Source organism: Rhodococcus sp. H29-C3 (assembly GCF_030063405.1).
GTDB lineage: Bacteria > Actinomycetota > Actinomycetes > Mycobacteriales > Mycobacteriaceae > Rhodococcoides.
Map to the genome: position 1 here is coordinate 521229 of NZ_JASITC010000001.1, position 23672 is coordinate 544900.

The 23672-nt window shown below is 62.1% G+C and carries 23 protein-coding genes; 13 read left to right on the plus strand and 10 right to left on the minus strand.

The window, feature by feature from the left end; translation table 11 throughout:
* Positions 1-11: 11 nt before the first annotated feature.
* The 3 genes from clpB to QMK32_RS02625 form a co-directional block, all read right to left on the minus strand.
* Positions 12-2558, minus strand: a complete 2547-nt coding sequence (gene clpB / locus QMK32_RS02615; protein ID WP_283472799.1) for an ATP-dependent chaperone ClpB — start codon at positions 2556-2558, stop codon at positions 12-14.
* A 96-nt stretch (positions 2559-2654) separates the two neighbouring features.
* Complete coding sequence (locus tag QMK32_RS02620) at positions 2655-3278, minus strand: response regulator (protein WP_269302702.1); 624 nt, start codon at positions 3276-3278, stop codon at positions 2655-2657.
* Positions 3275-4459, minus strand: a complete 1185-nt coding sequence (locus QMK32_RS02625) for a sensor histidine kinase (RefSeq protein ID WP_283472800.1) — start codon at positions 4457-4459, stop codon at positions 3275-3277. Before QMK32_RS02625 ends, QMK32_RS02620 begins: the two co-directional genes overlap by 4 nt.
* 181 nt (positions 4460-4640) lie before the next feature.
* Here QMK32_RS02625 and QMK32_RS02630 point away from each other — a divergent pair, with 181 nt between their 5' ends.
* The 3 genes from QMK32_RS02630 (at position 4641) to QMK32_RS02640 (ending at position 7646) form a co-directional block, all read left to right on the plus strand.
* Positions 4641-5726 carry an ABC transporter permease gene (locus QMK32_RS02630; RefSeq protein ID WP_283472801.1) on the plus strand — a complete coding sequence of 362 codons (1086 nt, stop codon included), beginning with the start codon at positions 4641-4643 and terminating at the stop codon, positions 5724-5726.
* Positions 5723-6409, plus strand: coding sequence for an ABC transporter ATP-binding protein (locus QMK32_RS02635; protein ID WP_283472803.1), 687 nt, complete (start codon positions 5723-5725; stop codon positions 6407-6409). Before QMK32_RS02630 ends, QMK32_RS02635 begins: the two co-directional genes overlap by 4 nt.
* A 73-nt stretch (positions 6410-6482) precedes the next feature.
* Positions 6483-7646, plus strand: a complete 1164-nt coding sequence (locus tag QMK32_RS02640; RefSeq protein ID WP_283472804.1) for an FAD-binding oxidoreductase — start codon at positions 6483-6485, stop codon at positions 7644-7646.
* Positions 7647-7812: 166 nt separating this feature from the next.
* Here the strand turns inward: QMK32_RS02640 and QMK32_RS02645 are convergent, their stop codons facing one another.
* Positions 7813-8841, minus strand: a complete 1029-nt coding sequence (locus QMK32_RS02645) for an LLM class F420-dependent oxidoreductase (protein WP_283472805.1) — start codon at positions 8839-8841, stop codon at positions 7813-7815.
* 67 nt (positions 8842-8908) lie between these two features.
* Between QMK32_RS02645 and QMK32_RS02650 the strand changes: the two genes are divergently transcribed.
* Genes QMK32_RS02650 through QMK32_RS02665 form a run of 4 tightly spaced genes read left to right on the plus strand, consistent with a single transcriptional unit; the run spans position 8909 to position 12959 of the window.
* Positions 8909-9871: a Zn-ribbon domain-containing OB-fold protein gene (locus QMK32_RS02650; RefSeq protein WP_283472807.1), complete on the plus strand. Its 963-nt coding sequence runs from the start codon at positions 8909-8911 to the stop codon at positions 9869-9871.
* Positions 9872-9882: 11 nt separating this feature from the next.
* Positions 9883-10932: a thiolase family protein gene (locus tag QMK32_RS02655; protein ID WP_283472808.1), complete on the plus strand. Its 1050-nt coding sequence runs from the start codon at positions 9883-9885 to the stop codon at positions 10930-10932.
* Entirely contained in the window at positions 10933-12102 is a 1170-nt protein-coding gene (locus QMK32_RS02660; RefSeq protein WP_283472809.1) for a thiolase family protein, read from the plus strand.
* Positions 12099-12959 (plus strand): TIGR03619 family F420-dependent LLM class oxidoreductase, encoded by an 861-nt coding sequence (locus tag QMK32_RS02665; protein ID WP_283472811.1) that lies wholly within the window; start codon positions 12099-12101, stop codon positions 12957-12959. Before QMK32_RS02660 ends, QMK32_RS02665 begins: the two co-directional genes overlap by 4 nt.
* A 72-nt stretch (positions 12960-13031) precedes the next feature.
* On the opposite strand, the gene QMK32_RS02670 is transcribed toward QMK32_RS02665, so the two are convergent.
* The gene (locus tag QMK32_RS02670) at positions 13032-14300 is read right to left on the minus strand and encodes a cytochrome P450 (protein WP_269302685.1); all 1269 of its coding nucleotides are present in this window, start codon (positions 14298-14300) and stop codon (positions 13032-13034) included.
* Positions 14301-14530: 230 nt separating this feature from the next.
* On the opposite strand from QMK32_RS02670, the gene QMK32_RS02675 reads away from it, so the two are divergent.
* Positions 14531-15661, plus strand: a complete 1131-nt coding sequence (locus tag QMK32_RS02675) for a steroid 3-ketoacyl-CoA thiolase (RefSeq protein WP_283472813.1) — start codon at positions 14531-14533, stop codon at positions 15659-15661.
* A gap of 9 nt (positions 15662-15670) precedes the next feature.
* Here QMK32_RS02675 and QMK32_RS02680 read toward each other — a convergent pair whose 3' ends face one another.
* Entirely contained in the window at positions 15671-16354 is a 684-nt protein-coding gene (locus QMK32_RS02680) for a hypothetical protein (RefSeq protein ID WP_283472814.1), read from the minus strand.
* Positions 16355-16558: 204 nt separating this feature from the next.
* Positions 16559-16978, minus strand: a complete 420-nt coding sequence (locus QMK32_RS02685) for a helix-turn-helix domain-containing protein (RefSeq protein WP_269302679.1) — start codon at positions 16976-16978, stop codon at positions 16559-16561.
* Between the two features lie 259 nt (positions 16979-17237).
* Here QMK32_RS02685 and QMK32_RS02690 point away from each other — a divergent pair, with 259 nt between their 5' ends.
* The 4 genes from QMK32_RS02690 to ipdC are packed head-to-tail and all read left to right on the plus strand — an operon-like array spanning position 17238 to position 20642.
* Entirely contained in the window at positions 17238-18005 is a 768-nt protein-coding gene (locus tag QMK32_RS02690; RefSeq protein ID WP_269302677.1) for an enoyl-CoA hydratase family protein, read from the plus strand.
* A 5-nt stretch (positions 18006-18010) separates the two neighbouring features.
* A complete protein-coding gene (locus QMK32_RS02695) occupies positions 18011-18835 on the plus strand; it encodes a CoA transferase subunit A (protein WP_442972315.1) in 825 nt (274 codons plus the stop codon).
* Complete coding sequence (locus QMK32_RS02700) at positions 18832-19578, plus strand: CoA-transferase subunit beta (RefSeq protein ID WP_269302675.1); 747 nt, start codon at positions 18832-18834, stop codon at positions 19576-19578. The genes QMK32_RS02695 and QMK32_RS02700 overlap by 4 nt, the downstream gene beginning before the upstream one ends.
* Complete coding sequence (ipdC, locus tag QMK32_RS02705) at positions 19575-20642, plus strand: (3aS,4S,5R,7aS)-5-hydroxy-7a-methyl-1-oxo-octahydro-1H-indene-4-carboxyl-CoA dehydrogenase (RefSeq protein ID WP_283472817.1); 1068 nt, start codon at positions 19575-19577, stop codon at positions 20640-20642. Before QMK32_RS02700 ends, ipdC begins: the two co-directional genes overlap by 4 nt.
* Positions 20643-20698: 56 nt before the next feature.
* Here ipdC and QMK32_RS02710 read toward each other — a convergent pair whose 3' ends face one another.
* From QMK32_RS02710 to QMK32_RS02720, 3 genes are all read right to left on the minus strand, one after another.
* Complete coding sequence (locus QMK32_RS02710) at positions 20699-20977, minus strand: DUF2277 domain-containing protein (RefSeq protein ID WP_283472819.1); 279 nt, start codon at positions 20975-20977, stop codon at positions 20699-20701.
* Between the two features lie 33 nt (positions 20978-21010).
* Positions 21011-21586: a TetR/AcrR family transcriptional regulator gene (locus QMK32_RS02715; RefSeq protein ID WP_283472821.1), complete on the minus strand. Its 576-nt coding sequence runs from the start codon at positions 21584-21586 to the stop codon at positions 21011-21013.
* 89 nt (positions 21587-21675) lie between these two features.
* A complete protein-coding gene (locus QMK32_RS02720; RefSeq protein ID WP_269302667.1) occupies positions 21676-22785 on the minus strand; it encodes an ABC transporter permease in 1110 nt (369 codons plus the stop codon).
* Between the two features lie 133 nt (positions 22786-22918).
* Here QMK32_RS02720 and QMK32_RS02725 point away from each other — a divergent pair, with 133 nt between their 5' ends.
* Positions 22919-23521, plus strand: coding sequence for a TetR/AcrR family transcriptional regulator (locus QMK32_RS02725; RefSeq protein ID WP_269302665.1), 603 nt, complete (start codon positions 22919-22921; stop codon positions 23519-23521).
* The last annotated feature ends 151 nt before the right edge of the window (positions 23522-23672 follow it).

The window sequence follows — 23672 nt, forward strand, 5'->3', positions numbered from 1 at the left end:
CGAAGCATTCGTCAGCTCAGGATCAGCTGATCCCCGTCGGGAGAAACGTCCACCGAGACGGGGTCACCGTCGCGGACCTTGCCCGCCAGCAGCAGCTTGGCAAGCTGATCCCCGATTGCCTGCTGAGTCAGCCTGCGCAGCGGACGAGCCCCGTACAGGGGGTCGTAGCCGCGCGACGCCAACCACATCTTCGCCGCCGGGGAGACCTCGAGCGTCAGCCGTCGAGCAGCAAGACGCTTGGCCAATTGGCCGAGCTGGATGTCGACGATCGACTCGAGCTGTTCCTCGGACAAAGCGTCGAACACGACGACGTCGTCGAGACGGTTGACGAACTCGGGCTTGAACGCCCGCCGGACCGCATCCATGACCTGTTCCTTGTCACCACCTGCCCCGAGATTCGAGGTGAGGATCAAGATGGTGTTGCGGAAGTCGACCGTGCGGCCCTGGCCGTCGGTCAACCTGCCCTCGTCGAGCACGGCGAGCAGGATGTCGAAGACGTCCGGGTGCGCCTTCTCGACCTCGTCGAACAGCACGACGGTGTACGGACGCCTACGGACTGCTTCGGTGAGCTGCCCGCCTGCTTCGTACCCGACGTAGCCGGGAGGTGCACCGACCAATCGCGCTACTGCGTGCTTCTCGCTGTACTCGCTCATGTCGATGCGAACCATTGCGCGTTCGTCGTCGAACAGGAAGTCCGCGAGCGCTTTCGCGAGCTCGGTCTTGCCGACGCCGGTCGGACCGAGGAACAGGAACGATCCCGTCGGACGGTTCGGATCGGCGACCCCGGCGCGTGCTCGGCGGACCGCGTCGGACACCGCTTGGACGGCATCCTTCTGGCCGACGACGCGCTTACCAAGCTCGTCTTCCATGCGCAGCAACTTCGCCGTCTCACCTTCGAGCATCCGACCTGCGGGAATTCCGGTCCAGACCGCGACGACATCGGCGACGTCGTCCGGGCCGACCTCTTCCTTGAGCATGAGCCCTTCCTGCGCGGGCGTCGACTCGGTCTTGGCTGCGAGTTCCTTCTCGAGAGTCGGGATCCGGCCGTAACGCAGTTCCGCGGCCTTGCCGAGGTCACCGTCGCGCTCGGCGCGTTCGGATTCACCGCGTAGGTTCTCGAGCTCTTCTTTGAGAACACGCACGGAGTCGATAGCCGTCTTCTCGTTCTGCCAGCGGGTGCTCAACTGGTTGAGCTTCTCCTGGGAGTCCGCCAACTCGGCACGCAGCTTCTCGAGCCGAGCTTTCGACGCGTCGTCGGTTTCCTTCTCGAGTGCCATCTCTTCGATCTCGAGCCGACGAACCGACCGTTCCACCTCGTCGATTTCGACGGGCCGCGAGTCGATTTCCATGCGCAGCCTCGACGCAGCCTCGTCGACCAGGTCGATCGCCTTGTCCGGTAGGAACCGTGCGGTGATGTAGCGGTCGCTCAGTGTGGCGGCAGCAACGAGAGCCGAGTCGGTGATGCGAACGCCGTGGTGCACTTCGTAGCGCTCCTTGAGTCCACGCAAAATTCCGACGGTGTCCTCGACCGAGGGTTCGCCGACGTAGACCTGCTGGAATCGCCGTTCGAGGGCGGCATCCTTCTCGATGTACTTGCGGTACTCCTCAAGTGTCGTGGCTCCCACGAGTCGCAGTTCACCGCGGGCGAGCATCGGCTTGATCATGTTGCCTGCGTCCATTGCGGACTCACCGCTCGCGCCTGCGCCGACGATGGTGTGCAGCTCGTCGATGAAGGTGATGATCTGCCCGGCGGAGTTCTTGATGTCGTCGAGTACGGCCTTGAGCCGTTCCTCGAACTCACCGCGGAACTTGGCGCCCGCGACCATCGAGCCGAGGTCGAGCGACACCACGGTCTTGCCCTTCAGGCTTTCCGGCACGTCGCCGGCGATGATCCGCTGCGCAAGTCCTTCCACGATGGCTGTCTTACCGACACCGGGCTCGCCGATGAGGACGGGATTGTTCTTGGTACGGCGCGAGAGGACCTGGACGACGCGCCTGATCTCGGTGTCGCGGCCGATGACCGGATCGAGCTTTCCTTCGCGAGCCTGAGCAGTCAGATCGGTGCTGTACTTTTCGAGGGCCTGGTAGGTGCTCTCGGGATCTGCGCTGGTGACGCGCGCACTCCCCCGGACGGCCTGGAATGCGTCACGTAGCTCGTTGGCGCCCGCACCGTGGCCGGTGAGGAGGTTGGCGACATCGGAACCACCGGTCGCGAGGCCGACCATCAGATGTTCGGTGGAGACGTACTCGTCGTCCAGTTCGGTCGCCAGCGCCTGTGCTGCGGTGATGGCCGCAAGCGCCTCACGTCCGAGCTGCGGAGTGGTTGTCGAGCCCGTAGCGGAGGGCAGGCGGTCGACCAATTTTTGTGCTTCGGTACGCACTGCAATCGGGTCGACACCGACGGCCTTCAGCAGGGGCGAGGCGATGCCGTCTGTTTGGTCCAGCAACGCCACCAACAAATGCGACGGGCGAATATCCGGGTTTCCCGCTGCGGACGCGGCTTGCAGAGCGGCACTGAGCGCGGCCTGCGTTTTCGTTGTGGGGGTGAAGCTGTCCACTGGTCACCTACTTTCTCGACTGAGCGTTTCGTGTGTCGCTGGATGTAACACTACTCAAGTTGAGTCTGTTCCGCTCAAGTTCGCTGATGCGCTCTTTCAGCGACGCATCAGCCCGCGAGAAGTCGCGGCGGCAACCGCCGAGGTCCGCGAATCCACGCTCAACTTGGTGTAGATGTGCGCGAGGTGAGACTTGACCGTGGCTTGACTCAAGAACAATTTCTGACTGATCTGCAGGTTGGAGAGGCCGTCTGCCACCAACCCCAGTACCTCGATCTCCCGCAGAGTCAGCGCGTTGTCCGGCGTCCTCATCCGGTCCATCAGTCGTGAGGCGATCGAGGGTGCGAGCGCGGACTTGCCCGATGCCGCGGTGCGAACTGCAGCCGCGAGCTCCTCGGGGGGCGCATCCTTCAGCAGATAGCCCGCTGCCCCTGCCTCGATCGCGGCAAGGATGTCTGCGTCGGTGTCATAGGTCGTCAGCACCAACACATGCGGCCCGTCCGGGCGAGCACTGATCACCGCGATAGCTTCGGCACCGTGCATTCCGGGTCCGAACTGCAGGTCCATCAGCACGACGTCGACGTCGAGTTCGGCGGACACTTCGATCGCTTCCTCGGCGGTCCGTGCCTCGGCGATCACCTGAAAGTCGGGTTCGGTCTCCAATACGGCCCGCAATCCGGCGCGCACAACCGGGTGATCGTCTGCCAGCAGAAGGCGAATCATGCTCGCACCTCCAACGGCAGAGTGACGGCGATAGCGGTGCCCTCGCCGGGAGCGGTCTCCACCACCATCGTCCCGTGCAACGAGCGAGCCCGCGCGCGCATCCCCGGTAGCCCGAATCCTCGATCTGTGCGAGGAGGAAGCGCATCAGGATCGAAACCCGTTCCGTCGTCGACGACATCGAGGGCGACTTCGGTGTCCATGTAGCTCAGTGTCACCGCCACTCGGTCGGCATTACTGTGCTGAACGGCGTTGGCGAGGGCAGATTGCGCGATCCGAAGCAATGCGACCTCGTGCGCGATCGGCAGCGGAACCGGAGTGCCGGACAGCGTCCAATCGACCACCGGTCCACCTGCATGAAAGGCATTGGCGCACACGCGTTCCAAAGCTGCAGACAACGAACTGTTCTCGAGGTCGGGTGGGGTGAGGGCGCGAACGAAACGCCGCGCTTCCTCCAGATTGCTCACTGCTGTCTCCCGCGCATGGACGACGTGTTCTCGCGCTTCGTCCGGCCGCTCGGGGAGCATTCGTTCCGACGCACGCAGCAGTAACTGGATACTCGACAGACCCTGCGCCAAGGTGTCGTGGATTTCACGGGCGAGACGCTCGCGCTCTGCGAGGGCCCCTGCCGCATGCTCGGCCGCTGCCAGTTCTCCGCGGGTCGCAGTGAGCTCCTCGATGAGTCTGCGCCGCTGTTCACTCTCCCGGTACAGAGCGTCGTAGCCGAATACCACCGCGACGGCGACCGTCGCTCCGAGCGCCGGTCCGATGACGACTCCCACTGTGAGTGCACCTTGATGCCAGGAGAAACCACCGATCGCCGCGATCGTCGTCGCCACAACTGCGGTCAACCCCCATTTTGGGGAGAGCAGGTGTAGTTGCAGGAAGTAGAGCGGAAACGCGACGTAGACGGCCTCCGGACTCAACACGAGCAACGCGATCCACAGGACACCTACCGCTACCAACCACTGCGCGGCCGCCGAACGAGAGGTCCGCGCCCTCGGCCACAACGCACCTGCCGTGTACACCGCGCCGAGAAGCACCGCGATGACGACTATCGCGACCACGTCCGGCGCATCGTCCAGAACTGCCCGCACGATCGAAAGCGCAACCAATGCGACGAACATCAGATGGAGGCAGCCGCGCAGTACGCGAACGAGTGGGGTGAGCGAAGACGGATCCATAGACACCCCACCTTATCGACGTCGGCCGAGCAAACGCATCGTCCGAAAGGTGTAGCCGGCCCTCCCCCTAAAGGCCTCACCTATGCAGTCTGCCGGTCGATGCCATCCAAGCAGGTTCCGACCAGAGTTGAGCTCAGTCACCGGGACCCGATTCGGTGGCACGCAAGGAGAGGCAAAAGTCGTGTTCGTCGCCTGGAGAGATCTACTGTTCGCCAAGGGTCGGTTCGCCCTGATGGGCACCGTCATCATCCTGATCACCATGTTGGTCGGCCTGTTGTCCGGACTCACCGCAGGGCTCGGTAAAGAAAGCACATCGGCCATTACCGGTTTGTCCGCGGACCGTCTGGCATTTTCCCAACCTGCCGAGGGTAAGTCGGTGTCGTTCACCGACTCCACAGTCACAGAATCCATGTGGCAACAGTGGTCGAGCGTCGACGGGATCGACCGAGCCGATCCACTCGGCATCACCACTACCAAGGCCGAGGCCGGTGAGGACAGCGCTGCAATCTCCGCTTTCGGCGTACAGCAAGGCTCGGCACTGGCGCCGGAATCGGACCGCATAGTTCCCGGAACTGCTGTGCTGTCGACTTCCGCAGCGGATGAACTGAACGTAAACACCGGCGACGACTTCAGCCTCGGTGGGCAGCGTCTAACCGTCGCAGCGGTCGATGGTGACGCGTCCTACAGCCACACCCCGGTGATCTTCATGGACCTGGCAGCTTGGCAGACTCTGACCGGCGGCTCGTCGACCGGCCCTCTGTCGGCCACCGTGATCGGCTTGACCACCAGCGGCGACACTGCCGACCTGGCAGCAGCCGACACGCAGATCGGCACCGACACCGTGACCACGTCCGATGCCAAATCTGCAATCGGTTCCTACACCTCGGAAAATGGTTCGCTCCAGCTGATGCGCGCTTTCATGTTCGCAATCTCAGCCCTGGTCATCGGTGCATTCTTCACCGTGTGGACCATTCAGCGCACCGGCGACGTCGCGGTACTCAAAGCCCTCGGTGCCTCCACCGGCTACCTGTTGCGAGATGCACTGGGCCAAGCAGTCGTACTTCTGGTTGCAGGCACTGCAATCGGAACCGCACTGGCCGCCGGCGTCGGAGCACTGGTCGGCGGGACAGTCCCGTTCGTACTCGATATCGGCACAGTGGCACTACCCGCACTGGTCATCATCATCCTCGGCGCGATGGGCGCCGGGTTGTCCATCAACCGCATCACCTCGGTTGACCCACTTACTGCACTCGGGAGCGCACGATGAGCTTGAACCTGACCGACATCACACTCACTTACCCCGACGGCGCCGGCCGCCTGACCGCGTTGGACAGCGTGGACTTGACCGTGGAAAAGGGCACGATGACAGCGATCATCGGACCGTCCGGCTCCGGAAAGTCCAGTCTGCTCGCAGTCGCCGCAACCTTGATCACGCCCGATCATGGGCAGGTTGTCATCGATGGAGTATCGACCGAATCGCTTTCCCGCGGCGCCTTGACCACTCTGCGCCGCAACAAGGTCGGCATGGTTTTCCAACAACCGAACCTGCTTGCTTCGTTGACCGCAGTCGAGCAGCTACAGGTCATTGCACACATCAACGGTGACTCGCCGCGGGCTGCGAAAGAAAAAGCGTTGGCGATGCTCGATTCGGTCGGGCTGAGCAAGGAAGCCGACAAGCGACCGAACCAGTTGTCAGGTGGTCAACGTCAGCGGGTCAACATCGTCAGGGCCATGATGAACGACCCCGCGGTGTTGCTCGTCGACGAGCCCACCAGCGCGCTCGACCAAGAACGCGGTGCGGCAATCCTGGACCTCATCACCACCCTGACGCACCGCAACGCGACCGCTACAGTGGTCGTCACGCACGACCACTCTCACCTATCCGCCATGGACGATGTCGTCGAAATCGTCGACGGAGTTCTGCGGACCTCGGTGAAGAGCGGCGCCTGATCGAGGAGAGGTCGACGATGGTCACCTCCGTTCGTCTAGGTTGGTAGGCGGCTACTGGGACGGAGGTTGGTTCATGCAAAACGAGCGAGCAATTGCCCTGATCCGGGCCGGTTTCAAATCGGTGCAGGCCGCCGAGGATGGTCCGGATCGGTTGGCTCGCTCCTTTTTTGCACACCTGTTCGCACAGAATCCGGACTTCCGGACGCTCTTTCCGGTGTCGATGGATCAACTTCGTCGCCATTTCATTCTGGCTCTGGGCTACATCTTCGACAATCTCGACAAGACGGACCGGGTCGAACCGTTTCTGGAGCAACTCGGACGCGATCACCGAAAGCACGCAATCACCGGTGCGCACTTTCGCGCAGGGCAGTCCGCACTCATTGCAGCCTTCCGTGGTTTCGTAGGTAACGAGGTGTGGACCGAAGAAGTCGAAGCAGCCTGGGCCGACACGCTCGATGCAGTGAGCTGCAGCATGACGGTAGCAGCAGACAACGACGAGTTGCCGCCGTATTGGGGTGCAACCGTCGTTGAGCACCACCGGGTACTCGACGATCTGGCGATCATTCGACTGAAGGTCGACGCCTCGATTCCCTACTACCCCGGCCAGTACGTCAGCGTTCGGATTCCACAACGCCCCAATCTGTGGCGATACCTCTCGCCTGCGATTCCCAGTAATCCACAGGGGGAGATCGAATTTCACGTTCGCCGCGTATCGGGAGGATGGGTCAGTCCCGCGATGGTCTCCGAGGTGTCGGTCGGCGACAGGTGGGCGATAAGCCCTCCGCTCGGCGGCATGTCCATCGATCGGAACAGCCCCGAGGACGTGCTGATGATTGCCGGTGGAACCGGGATCGCGCCGCTACGAGCGCAGATCATGGGCATGGCATTGCGCAGCACCAACCCACGGGTTCACCTGTTCGTCAGCGGCGTATACCCGTGCGATCTGTACGACATCGAAACGCTGTGGCAGATTTCGCTGTCGAATCCATGGTTGACGGTGATTCCGGTGACCGAAGATTACGAGGACCCTTGGTGGCACTCCGGTCCGACGCGTGAACTGCCATGGGGAATGCACCGTCAACTCTACGGTCGGATCAGCACTGTCGTAACACAATTCGGCTCTTGGGCGGATCGGCAGATTCAGATATCCGGATCCCCCTCGATGGTGCGTACGACCATATACGCGCTGCGCAGAAACGGTACGCCGATGGAGCACGTGCAGCACGATCCACTCTAGATACTGTCGCCCCTTTCAGTGCGGATCCCGCCGATCCATCAGTATCACCCTGTGCCCCAGTTCAATCGAGCTAGCTACGAAGTTCAGAACAGCTGATAGAACGGCGACCCGCAGATAAGTCTGCGCACTGGTATCGACGGTCATAGCTCCCAATCTAGAACGCGTTCTACCCCATGAGCAAGGCCCCGAGTTCATGTACTCGATCTGGAGTATCCGCGGACACCAGAAGCATCGTGACGCCCGCATCCTCCCACCGCTTCACCTCTTCGCGGACGTAATCGGCATTTCCGATGATCATCGTTTCGGCAACCATCTCATCGGGCACCATCGCGGCGGCCTCGTCCTTACGCCCGGACTGATAGAGCTTGCCGATTTCGGCGACTTCGTGGTCGTAACCCATTCGGTTGTACACCTGGGCGTGAAAGTTCAATTCGGGCGCGCCCATGCCCCCCACGTACAGCGCGATGGTGGGTTTGAGCCGCGCGATGGTGGCAGCTCGATCGTCGGTGAGCACTACCTGGCAGGTGGCAGCAACCTCGAAATCGGCCCGGCTGCGTCGCGCGCCCGGGCGCGCGAACCCCTCGTCGAGCCACCCGTTGTACATCGGTGCAAGCCGCGGCGAATAGTAGATTGCCAGCCAGCCGTCGGCGATCTCGGCGGCAAGGGCAACATTCTTGGGGCCTTCCGCGCCCAGCCAGATCGGCAGATCCGCGCGCAGCGGATGCGTGATCGGCTTGAGCGGCTTGCCCATTCCCGTTCCGTCGACCGGCAGCGGATAATGCGGGCCGGCACTGGTCACCGGCGCTTCGCGGACGAGAACCTGCCGCACGATGTCGACGTATTCCCGAGTCCGAGCCAGGGGCTTGGCGAACGGTTGCCCATACCAACCCTCGACGACCTGGGGGCCCGAAACGCCCAGGCCCAGGATCGCTCGCCCTCCACTCAAGTGGTCCAGCGTCAAGGCGTGCATGGCGCAATTCGTCGGTGTACGAGCGGACAACTGCGCAACCGAAGTGCCGAGCTGCACCGATTCCGTCCGTGCGCCCCACCAAGCCAACGGAGTGAACGCGTCCGAACCCCAGGATTCGGCGGCGAAGATGGCGTCGAAGCCGGCGGCCTCGGCCGCGTCGACCAGTTCTCCCGTACCGGCAGGAGGCTGCGCACCCCAGTATCCGAGCTGCAATCCGAGCTTCATTCACGAGCCTTCCTGTAGCGCGGCCTTGCCACCATAATGAGAACCTGTTCTACTGAAAAATGTGACTATGGTGAGTACACCACTCAGCGCGCCCTTGAACAACGCCTTCGACTACACCCGCTCTGTCGGGCCTACCATCGGGGCATTTTTGACGGGCCTGCGCCGCAAGCAAATAATCGGCGGACGAGGAAGCGACGGGCGGGTATACGTACCCCCACCCGAATACGACTCCGTCACAAAAGAACCCATCACCGACTTCGTCGACGTCGGTTCCACAGGCACCGTAACCTCTTGGTCCTGGGTAGAGACTCCCTACGACGACCATCCACTCGACCACCCTTTCGCCTTCGCACTGATCCAACTCGACGGCGCCGACACCTCGCTCCTGCATGCCGTCGACGCCGAGTCTGCGGACCGGATGTCCACTGGAATGCGCGTACAACCGCGATGGGCGCAGGACCGTACCGGCGACATTCACGACATCGTGTGCTTCGAACCTGCGGAGCTAACGGAAGAGTCCGGACCGGAACCTGAAGGTGCGACCGGTGAACCCGTCGAGATGATCACCACCCCCGTCCGCCTCGAGTACACCCACACTGCCTCGGCCGAGGAAAGCTACTACCTTCGCGGTCTCGCCGAAGGGCGCTTCCTCGGAGGCCGGACAGATTCCGAGGGCAAGGTCTACGTCCCGCCGCGCGGCGCAAGCCCAACAGACGGGCGGCCGACGACGGAGAAGGTCGAACTACCAGATCACGGCATCATGACGACCTACTGCATCGTCAATGTTCCGTTCAAGGGCCAGAAGATCAAGCCTCCGTACATTGCGGCATATGTGCTGCTCGACGGCGCCGACATTCCGTTCCAGCATCTGATTCTCGAATGCGATCCGGCGGACGTCCGGATGGGAATGCGCGTCGAGGCCAAGTGGAAGCCGCGCGAGGAATGGGGTTACACGCTCGAGAACATCGAGTACTTCCGGCCGACGGGCGAACCCGACGCCGAGTACGACACCTACAAGCACCACCTCTGAGGGGCGAGAGCATGACCGATATCGCAGTGGTGGGCTTCGCACAGGCACCGAATGTCGCACAGACGGCGGGTACCACCAACGGCGTCGAGATGCTGGTTCCATGTTTCCAGCAGCTGTATGCCGAATTGGGAATCACGAAGTCCGACATCGGATTCTGGTGCTCGGGTTCTTCCGACTACCTGGCCGGACGGGCTTTCTCTTTCATTTCCGCCATCGACGCCATCGGTGCGGTCCCGCCGATCAACGAGTCTCACGTCGAGATGGATGCGGCATGGGCACTGTACGAAGCCTGGATCAAACTGATGACAGGCGAGGTCGAGACAGCGCTGGTGTACGGCTTCGGAAAGTCTTCGGCGGGGACTCTGGCGAAAATTCTTGCGATGCAACTCGATCCCTACCTCGTCGCTCCACTGTGGCCGGATTCGCTGTCCATCGCCGGACTCCAGGCGCGGGCCGGAATCGACGCCGGGAAGTGGGACGCGCGAGCAATGGCCGAGGTCGCCGTCCGCAACCGTGCCAGCGCTCATCCTTTGGCACAGTTGTCCGGCAACCTCGACATCGAGAAATTGCTACAGGCGGACTACATCGCAGACCCCCTGCGCGCACATGATTGCGCACCGGTGACCGATGGTGCGTCGGCGATCGTCCTCGCTGCGGGTGACCGTGCGCGCTCCCTTCGCGAAAACCCCGCGTGGATAAGCGGGATCGAGCATTTGATCGATTCGCCGAACTTCGGCGCACGGGATCTGACGACGGCGCCGTCGGCATACAACGCCGCAGTGAAAGCGTCGGGCGGTGATCTTGCCGGCATCGAGCTGGCCGAACTGCACGCACCGTTCACCCATCAGGAACTGATTCTGTCCGACTGGCTCCCCGAGACCGCGACGATCAATCCCTCCGGTGGCACGCTGGTGGGAAACCCGATGTTCTCCGCCGGACTCGAGCGAATCGGCCATGCGGCGTCGAGGATCTTCGACGGCAGTGCCGGTCGGGTTCTCGCGCATGCAACGAGCGGCCCACTGCTACAACAAAACTTGGTAGCCGTCATGGAGGGAAGATAAGTGAGCAAGCAACCCGCTGCGGTACTGGGTACCGGCCAGACTCACTATGTCGCCAAGCGACACGACGTCTCGATGTCCGGACTAGTGCGCGAGGCGATCGACCGCGCGATGATCGACGCCGAGGTGTCGTGGGACGACATCGATGCGGTCGTCATCGGCAAGGCACCTGATCTGTTCGAGGGCGTCATGATGCCCGAGTTGTTCATGGCCGACGCCATCGGCGCCACTGGCAAGCCGCTCCTGCGCGTCCACACTGCCGGTTCGGTGGGTGGCTCGACGGCCATCGTGGCGTCGTCGTTGGTGCAGTCCGGGGTGCACAAACGTGTTCTCGCCGTCGCTTGGGAGAAGCAATCGGAGAGCAATGCCATGTGGGCCTTGTCGATTCCGGTGCCGTTCAACATGCCTGTCGGTGCTGGCGCCGGCGGATACTTTGCCCCGCATATCCGCTCGTATATTCGCCGATCGAATGCACCCGAGCACATCGGCGCGATGGTGGCGGTCAAGGACCGGCTCAACGGTAGCCGGAATCCCTATGCGCACCTGAAGCATCCGGATATCACGCTGGAGTCGGTTCAGGCGTCACAGATGCTGTGGGACCCCATCCGGTACGACGAGACGTGCCCGTCGTCCGACGGGGCCTGCGCGGTGGTGATCGGTGACGAGGCCACGGCCCACGCTCGTGAGGCGGACGGCAAGAAGGTCGCGTGGATCCACGCTACGTCTATGCGCACCGAGCCGACGACGTTCGCCGGACGCGACCAGGTCAGTCCCCAGGCGGGCCGCGATGCGGCTGCGGCACTGTGGAAGGCAGCGGGAATCACCGATCCTCTCGAAGAGATCGATGTTGCTGAAATTTACGTTCCGTTCTCGTGGTTCGAACCGATGTGGCTCGAGAACCTCGGATTCGTGCCCGAGGGCCAGGGATGGAAACTGACCGAGGCAGGCGACACCGCCATGGGCGGTAAGCTCCCGGTCAACTGCTCCGGCGGCGTTCTGTCGTCCAACCCCATCGGGGCGTCGGGAATGATCAGGTTTGCCGAGGCGGCAATGCAGGTTATGCACCGCGCGGGCGACCACCAGGTGGACAATGCCAAGAAAGCCTTCGGCCACGCCTACGGCGGAGGGTCCCAATATTTCTCCATGTGGGTCGTAGGGAGCGAACAGCCATGAAGTACACGGTCGGTATTGCAATGACACCGCTACACGAACTGCCGGTGCTGGCGAAGACAGCCGAGGAGTGCGGTTTCTCCTCGATCGCACTACCGGATTCCTTGTTCTACATGGAAACACAGACGACGGATTATCCGTACACACCCGATGGCTCACGAATGTGGAATGCCGAAACTCCATGGGTCGATCCGCTCATCGCGGCAGCTGCAATGGGTGCGGTGACCTCGACCATCGAGTTCTATACCCAGGTCCTCAAGCTCGGGTCTCGCAATCCGGTTCTACTTGCCCGCCAAGTAGGTTCGGTTGCCGCACTGACCGACAATCGATTCGGATTCGGTGTCGGGATCGGCTGGGCTCCAGAGGAATTCGAATGGTGTGGGGCACCGTACGCCAGGCGTGGCAAACGAGTCGACGAGATGATCGAGGTCCTCAAGGCGATCCTCGGCGGCGGCATGGTGGAGTACCACGGCGAGTTCTTCGATTTCGACAAGCTTCAGATGAGTCCGGCACCTACGAAGCCGGTTCCTTTCTACGTCGGCGGTCACACCGATGTGGCGCTACGACGCGCTGCTCGAGTAGGTGACGGGTGGACGTCGGCGATGATCAAGTTCGACGATCTGGTCACCGTCATCACCCGCCTGCGAGAACTCCGAGAAGAGTACGGCACGGCCGACAAGCCGTTCGAGATCCAGACCGTGTGCATCGACCGCTTCGGTAAGGACGGTTACGCCGAACTGGAAGACGCCGGTGTCACCGACATCATCTCGGTACCGTGGGTATTCGACGGCATCGCATTCGACGGTCCGCTGGAAGCGAAGCAGGACTCGCTTCGGAAGTTCGCGGAGAAGTTCATCTAGACGCCATACGAATACGAGAGCGGCAGTACGTCTTACGAAGACGTACTGCCGCTCTCGTGTTCACTACCAGGTTTAGTGCGGGACTGGGCAGCCGCCCTTGTAGTCGACCTGAAATTCCTTGACTCCGTTGAGCCAACCCGAGCGTAGACGCCGGGGATCGCCGAGCTTGGAGATGTCGGGGATGTGGTCGGCGATCGCGTTGAACATCAGATTGATCTCCATCCGCGCGAGATTCGCCCCGATGCAGTAGTGAGCGCCGTGGCCACCGAAGCCGAGGTGCGGGTTCGGGTCTCGTAGGATGTCGAACTTGTACGGATCCTCGAAGACGTCTTCGTCGAAGTTCGCGGAGCCGTAGAACATCACGACTCGTTCACCGGCCTTGATCATAGTGCCGTTCAGGTCGAAATCCTGATTCGCGGTGCGCTGGAAGGAGGTGACCGGGGTGGCATAACGGACGACTTCGTCGGCCGTGGTGTCCGGGCGCTCCTTCTTGTACAACTCCCACTGCTCAGGATTGTCGATGAACGCACCCATCCCATGGGTGAGCGCGTTGCGGGTGGTCTCGTTGCCCGCGACGGCAAGGATGATCACGAAGAAGCCGAATTCCTCGGGTGCGAGGTGATCACCGTCGATGTCGGCGTTGATCAGGGTGGTGATGATGTCGTCCTTGGGGCACTTTCGACGCTCGTCCGCGATGCCGTACGCGTACCCGAGGATCTGGGTCGACGCCTCGACCGGGTCGATGTCGAACTCCGGGTCGTCGTATGCGGTCATCTCGTTGGACCAATCGAAGATCTTCTTGCGATCCTCCTGCGGGATCCCGAGCAGATCGGCGATGGCCTGCAACGGCAACTCCGAGGCGATTTCGGTGACGAAGTCACCGGTTGGATTCTCTGCCGCCTTCTTGACGATCTCCTGCGCACGACGCTCCAACTCGTCGTGCAGGCCACCGATCGCTCTAGGGGTGAATCCCTTGGCGACGATCTTGCGGGTCTTGGTGTGCTGGGGAGCGTCCTGGTTGATCATCACGAACCGCTGCAGTTCGACCTGCTCGCGTGTGATGTCGTCGTTGAATCGCGGCATCGCGGTGTTCTCGAAGCTCGAGAAGACGTCGCTGCGCTTGGAGATCTCTTTGATCTCGGCATGCTTGGTGACGACCCAGTATCCGTCGTCGTCGAATCCACCGACGTTGCGCGGCTGCGGGCACCACCAGACCGGAGCTGTTTTGCGAAGCTCGGCGAACTCTTCTACCGGTATCCTCTGTTCGTAGATACTGGGGTCGGTCGGGTCGAAGCCCTCCGGCAAATCGGGACGAATGAGGTCCTGATGTAGGTCTGTCACTTGCTCTCCTGACAGTTTCTTGGGTCGATACACAGGCTGCGGTCCTGTTCGGGGCCTCCGAGCAGGCTGCGCTGCTGCTCGGAGCCACTTTCACGGGCCGCGCTCTTTTGGAACACGTTCTAGCTTTATTCAAACACAAGGGGTCGAGATAGGGAAGAAGATACGGTCAACGCCCATTAACAGTAAGATGGAACCTGTTCTACTTTTGATTGAAGAGAGAGGAGCCCGCAGTGGGCAATCCCGTTATCGTCGAGGCCGTCCGTACACCGATCGGCAAGCGAGGTGGATGGCTGTCGGGTCTGCACGCTGCCGAATTGCTCGGCCTTGCCCAGACCGGCGCAATCGAGCGACTCGGCGTCGCCCCCGAGTTGGTCCAGCAAGTCATCGGCGGATGTGTCACCCAGGCTGGTGAACAGTCGAACAACATCACCAGGACTGCATGGCTTCACGCGGGCCTGCCGTGGCAGAGCGGTGCAATGACGATCGACGCTCAGTGCGGCTCGGCGCAACAGGCCAACCACCTGATCGCCGGTTTGATTTCGATCGGAGCCATCGATACCGGAATGGCCTGCGGTGTCGAAGCCATGAGCCGCGTTCCTCTCGGAGCCAATGTCGGCGAGAACGCCGGACCGAGACGGCCGGATTCGTGGAGCATCGACATGCCGAATCAGTTCGAAGCCGCAGAGCGGATAGCACGACGCCGCGGCATCACCCGAACTGACCTCGAAGTCCTCGGCGTTCGGTCGCAGGCCCTCGCCAAGGCGGCATGGGAGGAGGGTCGCTTCGACCGTGAAGTTATGTCGGTACAGGTCGGGGACGAGACCGTGAGCCGGGATCAGGGCTTGCGTGACACGACAGCGGAATCGCTGGCGAAGCTCAAGCCCGTGATGGACGGCGGAATGCACACTGCAGGTACCTCGTCTCAGATTTCCGACGGCGCCGCCGCCGTCATCCTGATGGATGAGGATCGAGCCAGAGAGCTCGGTTACACCCCTCGTGCACGCATAGTCTCGCAGTGCCTGGTCGGAGCGGAGCCCGAGTTCCACCTCGACGGCCCGGTGCAGGCCACCACGCGGGTCCTCGAGCAGAGCGGGATGAAGATCGGCGACCTGGACCTGTTCGAGGTCAACGAGGCGTTCGCTTCGGTTCTACTGTCCTGGGCTTCGGTGCACAAGCCCGACATGGACAAGGTAAATGTCAACGGTGGAGCCTTGGCAATCGGTCACCCGGTCGGCAGCACCGGTTCTCGACTGATCACGACGGCGCTACACGAGCTCGAGCGCCGCAACGGTTCGACAGCATTGATCACCATGTGCGCAGGTGGGGCATTGTCCACCGGCACAATCATCGAACGGATCTGAACCTCTCGACTATAAGTCACAGTGATTCGGGGGCATTTTCGTGTCGGGCAGCGTCACATCATCGCTGCCCGGCGCGAGCCATGGAATCCACGTTTCGGTGATCAAGCGCCCGTCTCCAGTGAGAATCGCGTCGGGGTCGGGATCTACGAGTACCGGAAATGCAGTGACTGCGTCGAGTTCGATGTTCTTTACGAGCTTGCCGTTCTCGAGCGTGTAGCGGACCGGTACTCGGCAGGACTCGGCGTCGAACGCCCACGGCGCGCCGAGGTAGATCATGCCTCTGCCCATCTCGTCGAGTGCTGTCACCGATCCGTCGACCTCCACCCGCAGCGCCCAGTAGGCGGGTAGCTCGACGTCGAATTCGAATCGGGTGGGCGCATCTGGTCCGGTCAACTGAATCATCAGCAGCGCACCCTGACCCGGGTTTCGTGACGGGACGATGATGTCGAAGGAGCCGAACGGATAGAACACTGAGTCGAACGGTCCACTGATGGCGTTGTCAATTCCGGTTGCGCACGCCATCCGTAGTCGTACCGCTGCAGCGCCGTCTTCGGAGTGCAGCGTTACCCACTCGGACGGGTGCGGAGCAGGTCGGCCGTTCGGGGTATAGGACAACACCGCGCGCAGGAGTGGCTGCTCGATGGCAATTCCACCGTCGCGTGCATCGAACGTTTCCCTGCGATCGTCCGTCACTGTAGTACTGCCCTCCAACGCCTCGCCAGCACTATCGACGGCGAACCAGCGACTCGACCATCCTGTGTTGAGGATTCAACCGCATCAGCTACTTTTCAGCAACCCTCAAGTTTCCTGAACAGCTGGCCTCGGGCATACCTATCTACAATTCTGCGTGCGAATGCCGTGCAAGACGCGCCCCATCCGGTGCCGTCCGGCGGAACCTCATCCGGTGCCGTCCGGCGGAACCTCCGGGAGACCTTCACTGGCTCGCAACTTCTCAGCCATCGAACTCAACAGGTTTTGCGATTCCTCGGACAGGTCGAAAGCCCTGATCGACAGCCTACGAAGGCCGTAGCCCTTCAGTTGCGCTAGAAGTTCGAGATCGTGATCGACTTTGGCGGCGTAGATGTCATTGAAGAAGTAGTCCGGTTCGACCTTGAAGAAGCGAGCCAGTGCGGCCACCGTTTCGTTCGACGGGTTGTTGCGCTGACCGGACCGGAGTTGCGAAATGTACGGCTTGGAAATCTGATGTCCGTTGCCGGCGAGCGCGTCGGCAACTTCGGCATTGGTGTGGGGCCTGCGGCCAGGGGGATGCACGACACTGAATAGCTTGTTCAGACGTGCCGCGAAGTCGATGGACATCGGGATATTTCATCCTTCCGAAACGGAGAGGCACCGCCCGCATGAGGCGCCGTAACGATAACGAAATGATAACCCTATACCCGGTAGTCGACCGTTTTCCCCTGATCGACGGACATGTTGATCTTGTAATTCGAGGCAAACCGTCGAAACGAGGCTTTCGGGCAGGACCCCGAACCCTCGAGAAGACCGATATCGCTGTCTTCGTGTTAACCTACCAAGCACTTGCTTGTTTTTCAGCTTACGTGAGGATCCTTGATCAATGGCAATCACTTCGAGCACCACCGACGGAATCACCGTCGTCACGGTCGACTACCCACCCGTCAATGCGTATCCGACGCAGGGATGGTTCGACTTCGCTGACATAGTCACCGCAGCAAGCCGCGACGAGAACACACGCGTCGTGGTCGTGCGAGCCGAGAACCGCGGGTTCTGTGCGGGCGTCGATATCAAGGAGTTCGCGCGCGACTCCGGGCACGGTCGCCTCATCGACGCCAACCGGGGATGTGCCGCCGCATTCGCGGCGGTCTACGACTGCGCAGTACCGGTCATCAGCGCCGTGCAGGGCTTCTGCCTCGGCGGGGGCATCGGGATCGTCGGTAACTCCGACATCATCGTGGCTTCCGACGACGCAACCTTCGGACTCCCCGAGGTCGACCGTGGCGCCCTGGGCGCGGCGACGCACCTGTCCCGACTCGTCCCACAGCACCTGATGCGCGCGCTGTTCTTCACCGCGTCCACCATCACCGCGCAGCAGTTGGAGCACCACGGCTCGGTCTACAAAGTGGTTCCGCGAGCGGAACTGGACGATACGGCGTTGGAAATCGCACGCGATATCGCCGCCAAGGACCCGCGGGTGATCCGAGCCGCGAAGGAAGCACTCAACGGTATCGATCTGCAGCCGGTACACAGAAGCTACCGCTACGAGCAAGGCTTCACCTTCGAACTGAACCTGTCGGGAGCAGCCGACGAGATCCGCGCATCGTTCGAGGACGATCTCGCACGCGCCAAAGGAGCAGCAGGAAAATGACAGCAATGCGCAACAAAGTGCTTACCGCCGACGACGTCGCGGGCCGGCTGAAGAGCGGCATGACGATCGGCATCGGGGGCTGGGGATCGCGTCGTAAGCCGATGGCCCTCATCCAGGCGATCCTTCGCTCGGACGTGACGGATTTGACTGTCGTCAGCTTCGGCGGACCCGACGTCGGCTTGCTCTGTGCCGCAGGGAAATTGAAGAAGCTCTACTTCGGCTTCGTCTCCCTCGACTCGATTCCGTACGACCCCTACTTCTCCGCAGCCCGGACAGCCGGAGCGATCGAGATACGCGAGCTCGACGAGGGCATGGTCAACACCGGCCTCCAGGCTGCCGCACAGCGACTACCGTTCCTGCCGATGCGTGCAGGTCTCGGTTCCGATGTGCCGAAGTACTTCCCCGAGTTGAAGACCGTTGTCTCGCCGTACGACGACGGCAGCGAACTCATCGCGATGCCTGCTCTCGAACTCGACGCCGCGCTGGTTCACCTGAACCTCGCCGACGCCCACGGCAACGCCGCATACCTCGGCCCTGACCCGTACTTCGACGACTTGTTCTGCCTCGCTGCCGAACAGCGTTTCGTCTCCGTCGAACGCATCGTCGATACCGCAGACCTCGTTGCTAGCGCTCCCCCTCAGGCTCTCCTGCTGAACCGAATGATGGTCGACGGCGTCGTGGAGGCACCGGGCGGTGCCGGATTCACCTCGTGCGTACCTGATTACGGTCGCGACGAAGAACTCCAGAAACAGTATGCGGAGGCAGCGTCCGAACCCGACGGGTGGAAGCGCTTCGCTCAGCTGACAAATCAGGAAGGGGCGTCCGCATGAGCGGCATCGACATCACCCGGGCGGACATCTGCGCAGTTGCATGCGCGGACATGTTCGCAGGCGCAGGCGAGATCATGGCAAGTCCGATGGGCCTCATGCCCAGCATCGGCGCCCGCCTGGCCAAACTCACCACCGAGCCCGACCTACTCCTCTCCGACGGAGAGGCGTATCTCATGGCCGACACACCGGCACTCGGTGCCACCGGCGCGATCGAGGGATGGATCCCGTACCGGAAGGTATTCGACGTTGTCGCCAGCGGTCGACGTCATGTAGTGATGGGCGCCAACCAGATCGACCGGTTCGGCAACCAGAATATTTCGCACTTCGGCCCGCACGACAAGCCGACGCGACAGATGTTCGGGTCCCGCGGCGCCCCCGGCAACACGATCAATCACCGCACCAGCTACTGGATTGCGCGGCACTCGGCACGCGTCTTCACCGAGACCGTCGATCTGGTGTCCGGTGTCGGTTACGACCGCATCACCGACAACGCAGGGTTCGCCCACCACGATCTGCACCGGGTCGTCACCAACTTGGGCGTATTCGATTTCTCCGGCGAGAACCACGCGATGCGCCTGCTCTCGGTGCATCCCGGAGTCACCGTCGACGAGGTGCTCGAGAACACCGGATTCGAACTCGACACTGCCGATGTCACAGACTCCAGGCTCCCCACCGACGAAGAGATGACCCTGCTCGGCGTCATCGATCCCAAGGGGTCGCGTAGCCGCGAGGTCAAGGGATGAGCGGCCTTCGCACGCCGCTGACCGAACTGGTCGGCATCGAACATCCCGTCGTTCAGACCGGCATGGGCTGGGTTGCCGGGCCGCGTCTGGTCGCGGCCACCGCCAATGCGGGCGGCCTAGGCATCCTGGCATCGGCGACGATGACCTACGCCGAGCTCGAAGCGGCAGTGGCGAAGACGAAGACGTTGACCGACAAGCCCTTCGGCGTCAACATCCGTGCAGATGCCACCGACGCTCGTCAACGCATCGATCTCCTGATTCGGGAGAACGTGCGTGTCGCTTCCTTCGCACTGGCACCCAAGGAAGAACTCATCGCGCTGCTCAAAAAGGCAGGCGTAGTAGTAATTCCATCGATCGGTGCTGCCAAGCACGCCAAGAAAGTTGCAGCCTGGGGCGCGGACGCAGTCATCGTCCAGGGCGGCGAGGGCGGCGGTCACACCGGACCGGTCGCGACGACGCTTCTGCTCCCGTCCGTGCTCGACGCCGTCGACATCCCTGTGGTGGCGGCAGGCGGCTTCTACGACGGCCGCGGCCTCGCTGCGGCACTGGCCTATGGTGCGGCGGGCGTTGCGATGGGTACCCGATTCCTGTTGACGCAGGAGAGCACGGTCCCCGATTCGGTGAAGCAGGAGTACCTCAAACGGGGTCTGCAGGACACGACCGTCTCGCGACGCGTCGACGGCATGCCGCACCGGGTGCTCAACACCGAGCTGGTGACGAGCCTCGAACAGTCGAACCCCGCTCGTGGCCTGTTCGCCGCTGTCGGTAATGCTGTCAAGTTCAAGTCGATGACCGGTATGACGTGGTCGAATCTCGCCCGCGACGGAATTGCGATGCGCCGCAGCAGCGATCGGACGTGGCAGCAGATCATCATGGCTGCGAACACCCCGATGCTGCTCAAAGCAGGCCTGGTCGACGGCGATACGCGTGCTGGTGTGTTGGCTTCGGGTCAGGTTGTCGGAATGATCGAAGACCTGCCGACGTGCGCCGAGCTGATCTCCGCGATCGTCGAGGACGCTGTGCGTCGTATCGACGACATCCAGAAGTTCACGACCGTTAGCTGATCAACCTTCTGTCACCGCCCTCCACCGATATCGCCACCTGCCAGACCAGCCGAGAGCTAGGAAGCGGAAGCCTTTGCGGCAGTCCGCGCCTGGACCTCGGGCCTGCGCAGGGGCGGGACGGTGGGGGGCGGTCGACGTCTATCGGGCAGCGCGTCGAGCAGCCGGTGCGTCGTGGCAGTTACCTCCGCAACGGCCTGCTCGAATGCCTCCCGGGTGGCGTCGGATGTCTTCTGGACGCCACTGATCTTGCGAACGTACTGTCTTGCCGCGGCCTCGATCTCATCGTCCGTGGCGTGCGGTTCGAGCCCGCGCAGGGTCGTGATGTTTCGGCACATGGACGCCACGATAGTCCTGGTCGTGCGATCCTTCTAGTGCCTGAGAAGTCCTTCGAGCGCCCGTAGGCACAGTGCGCGCAGATCATCTTCGGAGATGGTCCGGCGGTCCATCCAGTCGAGGCATACAGCCCGCACGAACGACACCCAACCCCGTAGCGCCGTTCTGAGAACCTCGTCCTCTCGGACCTCCGGGGGAAGGGCGGCAAGGATGCGATCCTGCTGCACCCCTAGTTCGGCCGTCACCATCGCCTGGATCTCGGTGTCTCCGGACATCGCCCCTCGGTTGACCGCGCGAACCCCGTGTTCGTGGGCGAGCACGTAACCGATATATGCATCGAGCCCCGCTGCAACCTGCTCGGTGATCGGGAGCGAGGTATCGGGGGCTGTCATCTCGAGAATCCGTGCCGACTCGACGCGAATGATCTCGGCGAAGAAGTCACGCTTCGAGGAAAAGTAGTGGTACATCAAGCCGCGTGAGACCCCTGCGAGGTCGGCGACTTCCTCGATCCACACGTCTTCGTACGGCCGCTCGGCAAACAGGCGGGACCCGATGTCGAGCAATTGTGCGCGTCGCAGATCAGGTGACAGGCGTTTACGTGGGCTGGACATCGTGTGTGCGATGTTACTCGGCAGCACTTCGAGACAAAGATGGACGTGGACTCCGCCGAATGCTCGGAGAGTCCACGCCCATTGTCGGGTCAGTGTGCGGCGTGCGCCGCAACATCCTTCGACGTCTTCTTGGGCCGGTGGGTGAAGACCAGCAGTGCCACGGTGAGGACGAGCCATCCGCCCAGGATGAACAGTCCCTTGTCGACGCCAGTACTACCGAAGTAAACGATGGAACGGGCCGCATCCATCGCCCCTGAGCCGATCCAGAAGTTGCTGACGCCCGACCAGAATCCGGGGAGGAAGTCGACCGGGATAGCCGCACCTGCGCTGGGGAAGTTCAGGAAGATCATGAGGAGCATCACCACCATGATCGCGGCGTGGCCGAATACCTTGTTGGCCAGGATACTGACCAGTCCGACGGTGAAGGTATAGGTGAAGATCACCGCGAGCATCGCCAGGTTCTCCACGAACGAAGCTGCGTAGAACCCCACGAATATCGACGACACGAGGTACGACAACGCGATACCGATGACGGACATCGCAGCGAGAATTCCAAGCTTGGGTCGCATCCGCATGGCCGGGGCAACCTGTGCGAGGACGGTGATCGTCAGATAGCCGATGATCGTGGACACGACGAGCAGGTAGAACAACGCTTGGCCGGTGGGGTCATCTGGTGCGAGCGGCGCGTGATCGACGATGTTCGCCGGCTGTCCCTGGGCGGCGGCGAGTGGTTGGGTCAACCCCTCGACGGCTTGCACGAGCACCGGCCCCTCAGCAGACGCGACGTGCACGGTCATAGGTGAACCCAGTTCGATGACGCCGGCAATCTCGCGGCCTTGCAGGCGTTCGATCGCTGCAGCGGTGTCTGTCGATGTCTGGAGGTCGAACTTGCCCTCGACTTTGCTCGCGAGTCGATCGACGAGTGCGGTGGTGGAGGACTCCGGACCGGTGACCACTATTTCCACATTCCGGGGCGTCGGATTGTGAAAGGCGCTCACATAACAGAGCGCGAACATCACGGCGAAGAAGATCGGAAACACCATCGCTTCGACGACGGAGCGCCACGCGGTCCGACTTTCCCCGGCGGCGGGCGCCGATGCTTGGGAATGCTCCAAAATATGAGCGGGTGCGATGGCTTCGGTGTCGGCCCCGAAGGCCTGATCCCAGTCGGGATGCCGGTGGTCACTGGAGTGTGGCATGCGCAACAGACCTTTCAGTTCAAGTGTCAACGATGATGACAAACAACAGTCAACAGTGTTGACCATGCATTTGTCAACACTGTTGACTACAATGGTTTCCCGAGGAGCGTTACATCGATCAAAGGACGCAGCAATGTCGGCAGAAATCTCGGACGAGGGTGCCCGGTCGGGTACCGCCCACAACCGCCAAGCCGTACAGGCCGCCGCGACGCAACTGTTCGCCGAACAAGGCTTTGCCGCCACCGGGGTCCGCGATATCGCCAGACATGCGGGCGTGGATCCAGCTCTCGTCATTCGATATTTCGGGTCCAAGGAAAAACTCTTCATTCGCACGATGACGATGTCCGACGCGTTCGTAGAGGTCATGCAGGGACCACTCGACGAATTGGGTAGCGCCTTGGTCGATTTCGTCGTCCGCAGAACACGTCAGCGACAGGTGGGCACTTCGGCTGCCGTCTACGCAGCACTCGTTCGCGCATCCGACCGCCCAGTGGTCCGCGAACACCTGCAGGAGGCGATCGAGCAGATGATCATTGCGCCACTCGCTCCGCGACTGTCGGGGGGCGACGCCGAGTTACGGTCTCATCTGCTCGCAGCGCAGCTGTCCGGGTTGATGACCGCCCTGTACGTCGTCGAGAGTCCGTGGCTGCTCGCAGCATCGACCGATGACATCGTCGAACGCTACGGCGACGCACTACAAACCGTCATCGATGGCGAGCCGCGTCACCGAGGATAGACGCTCGGGAGGGAGCCGATCGTGAAGATCGACTTCAAGAAAAAGATCCAGATGCACACAGAACCTCGAGGCAGATTCGAGGTCGTCACCGTTCCGGAAATGACGTTCTCGATGATCGACGGCCACGGGGATCCAACACCTCCACCGCCTA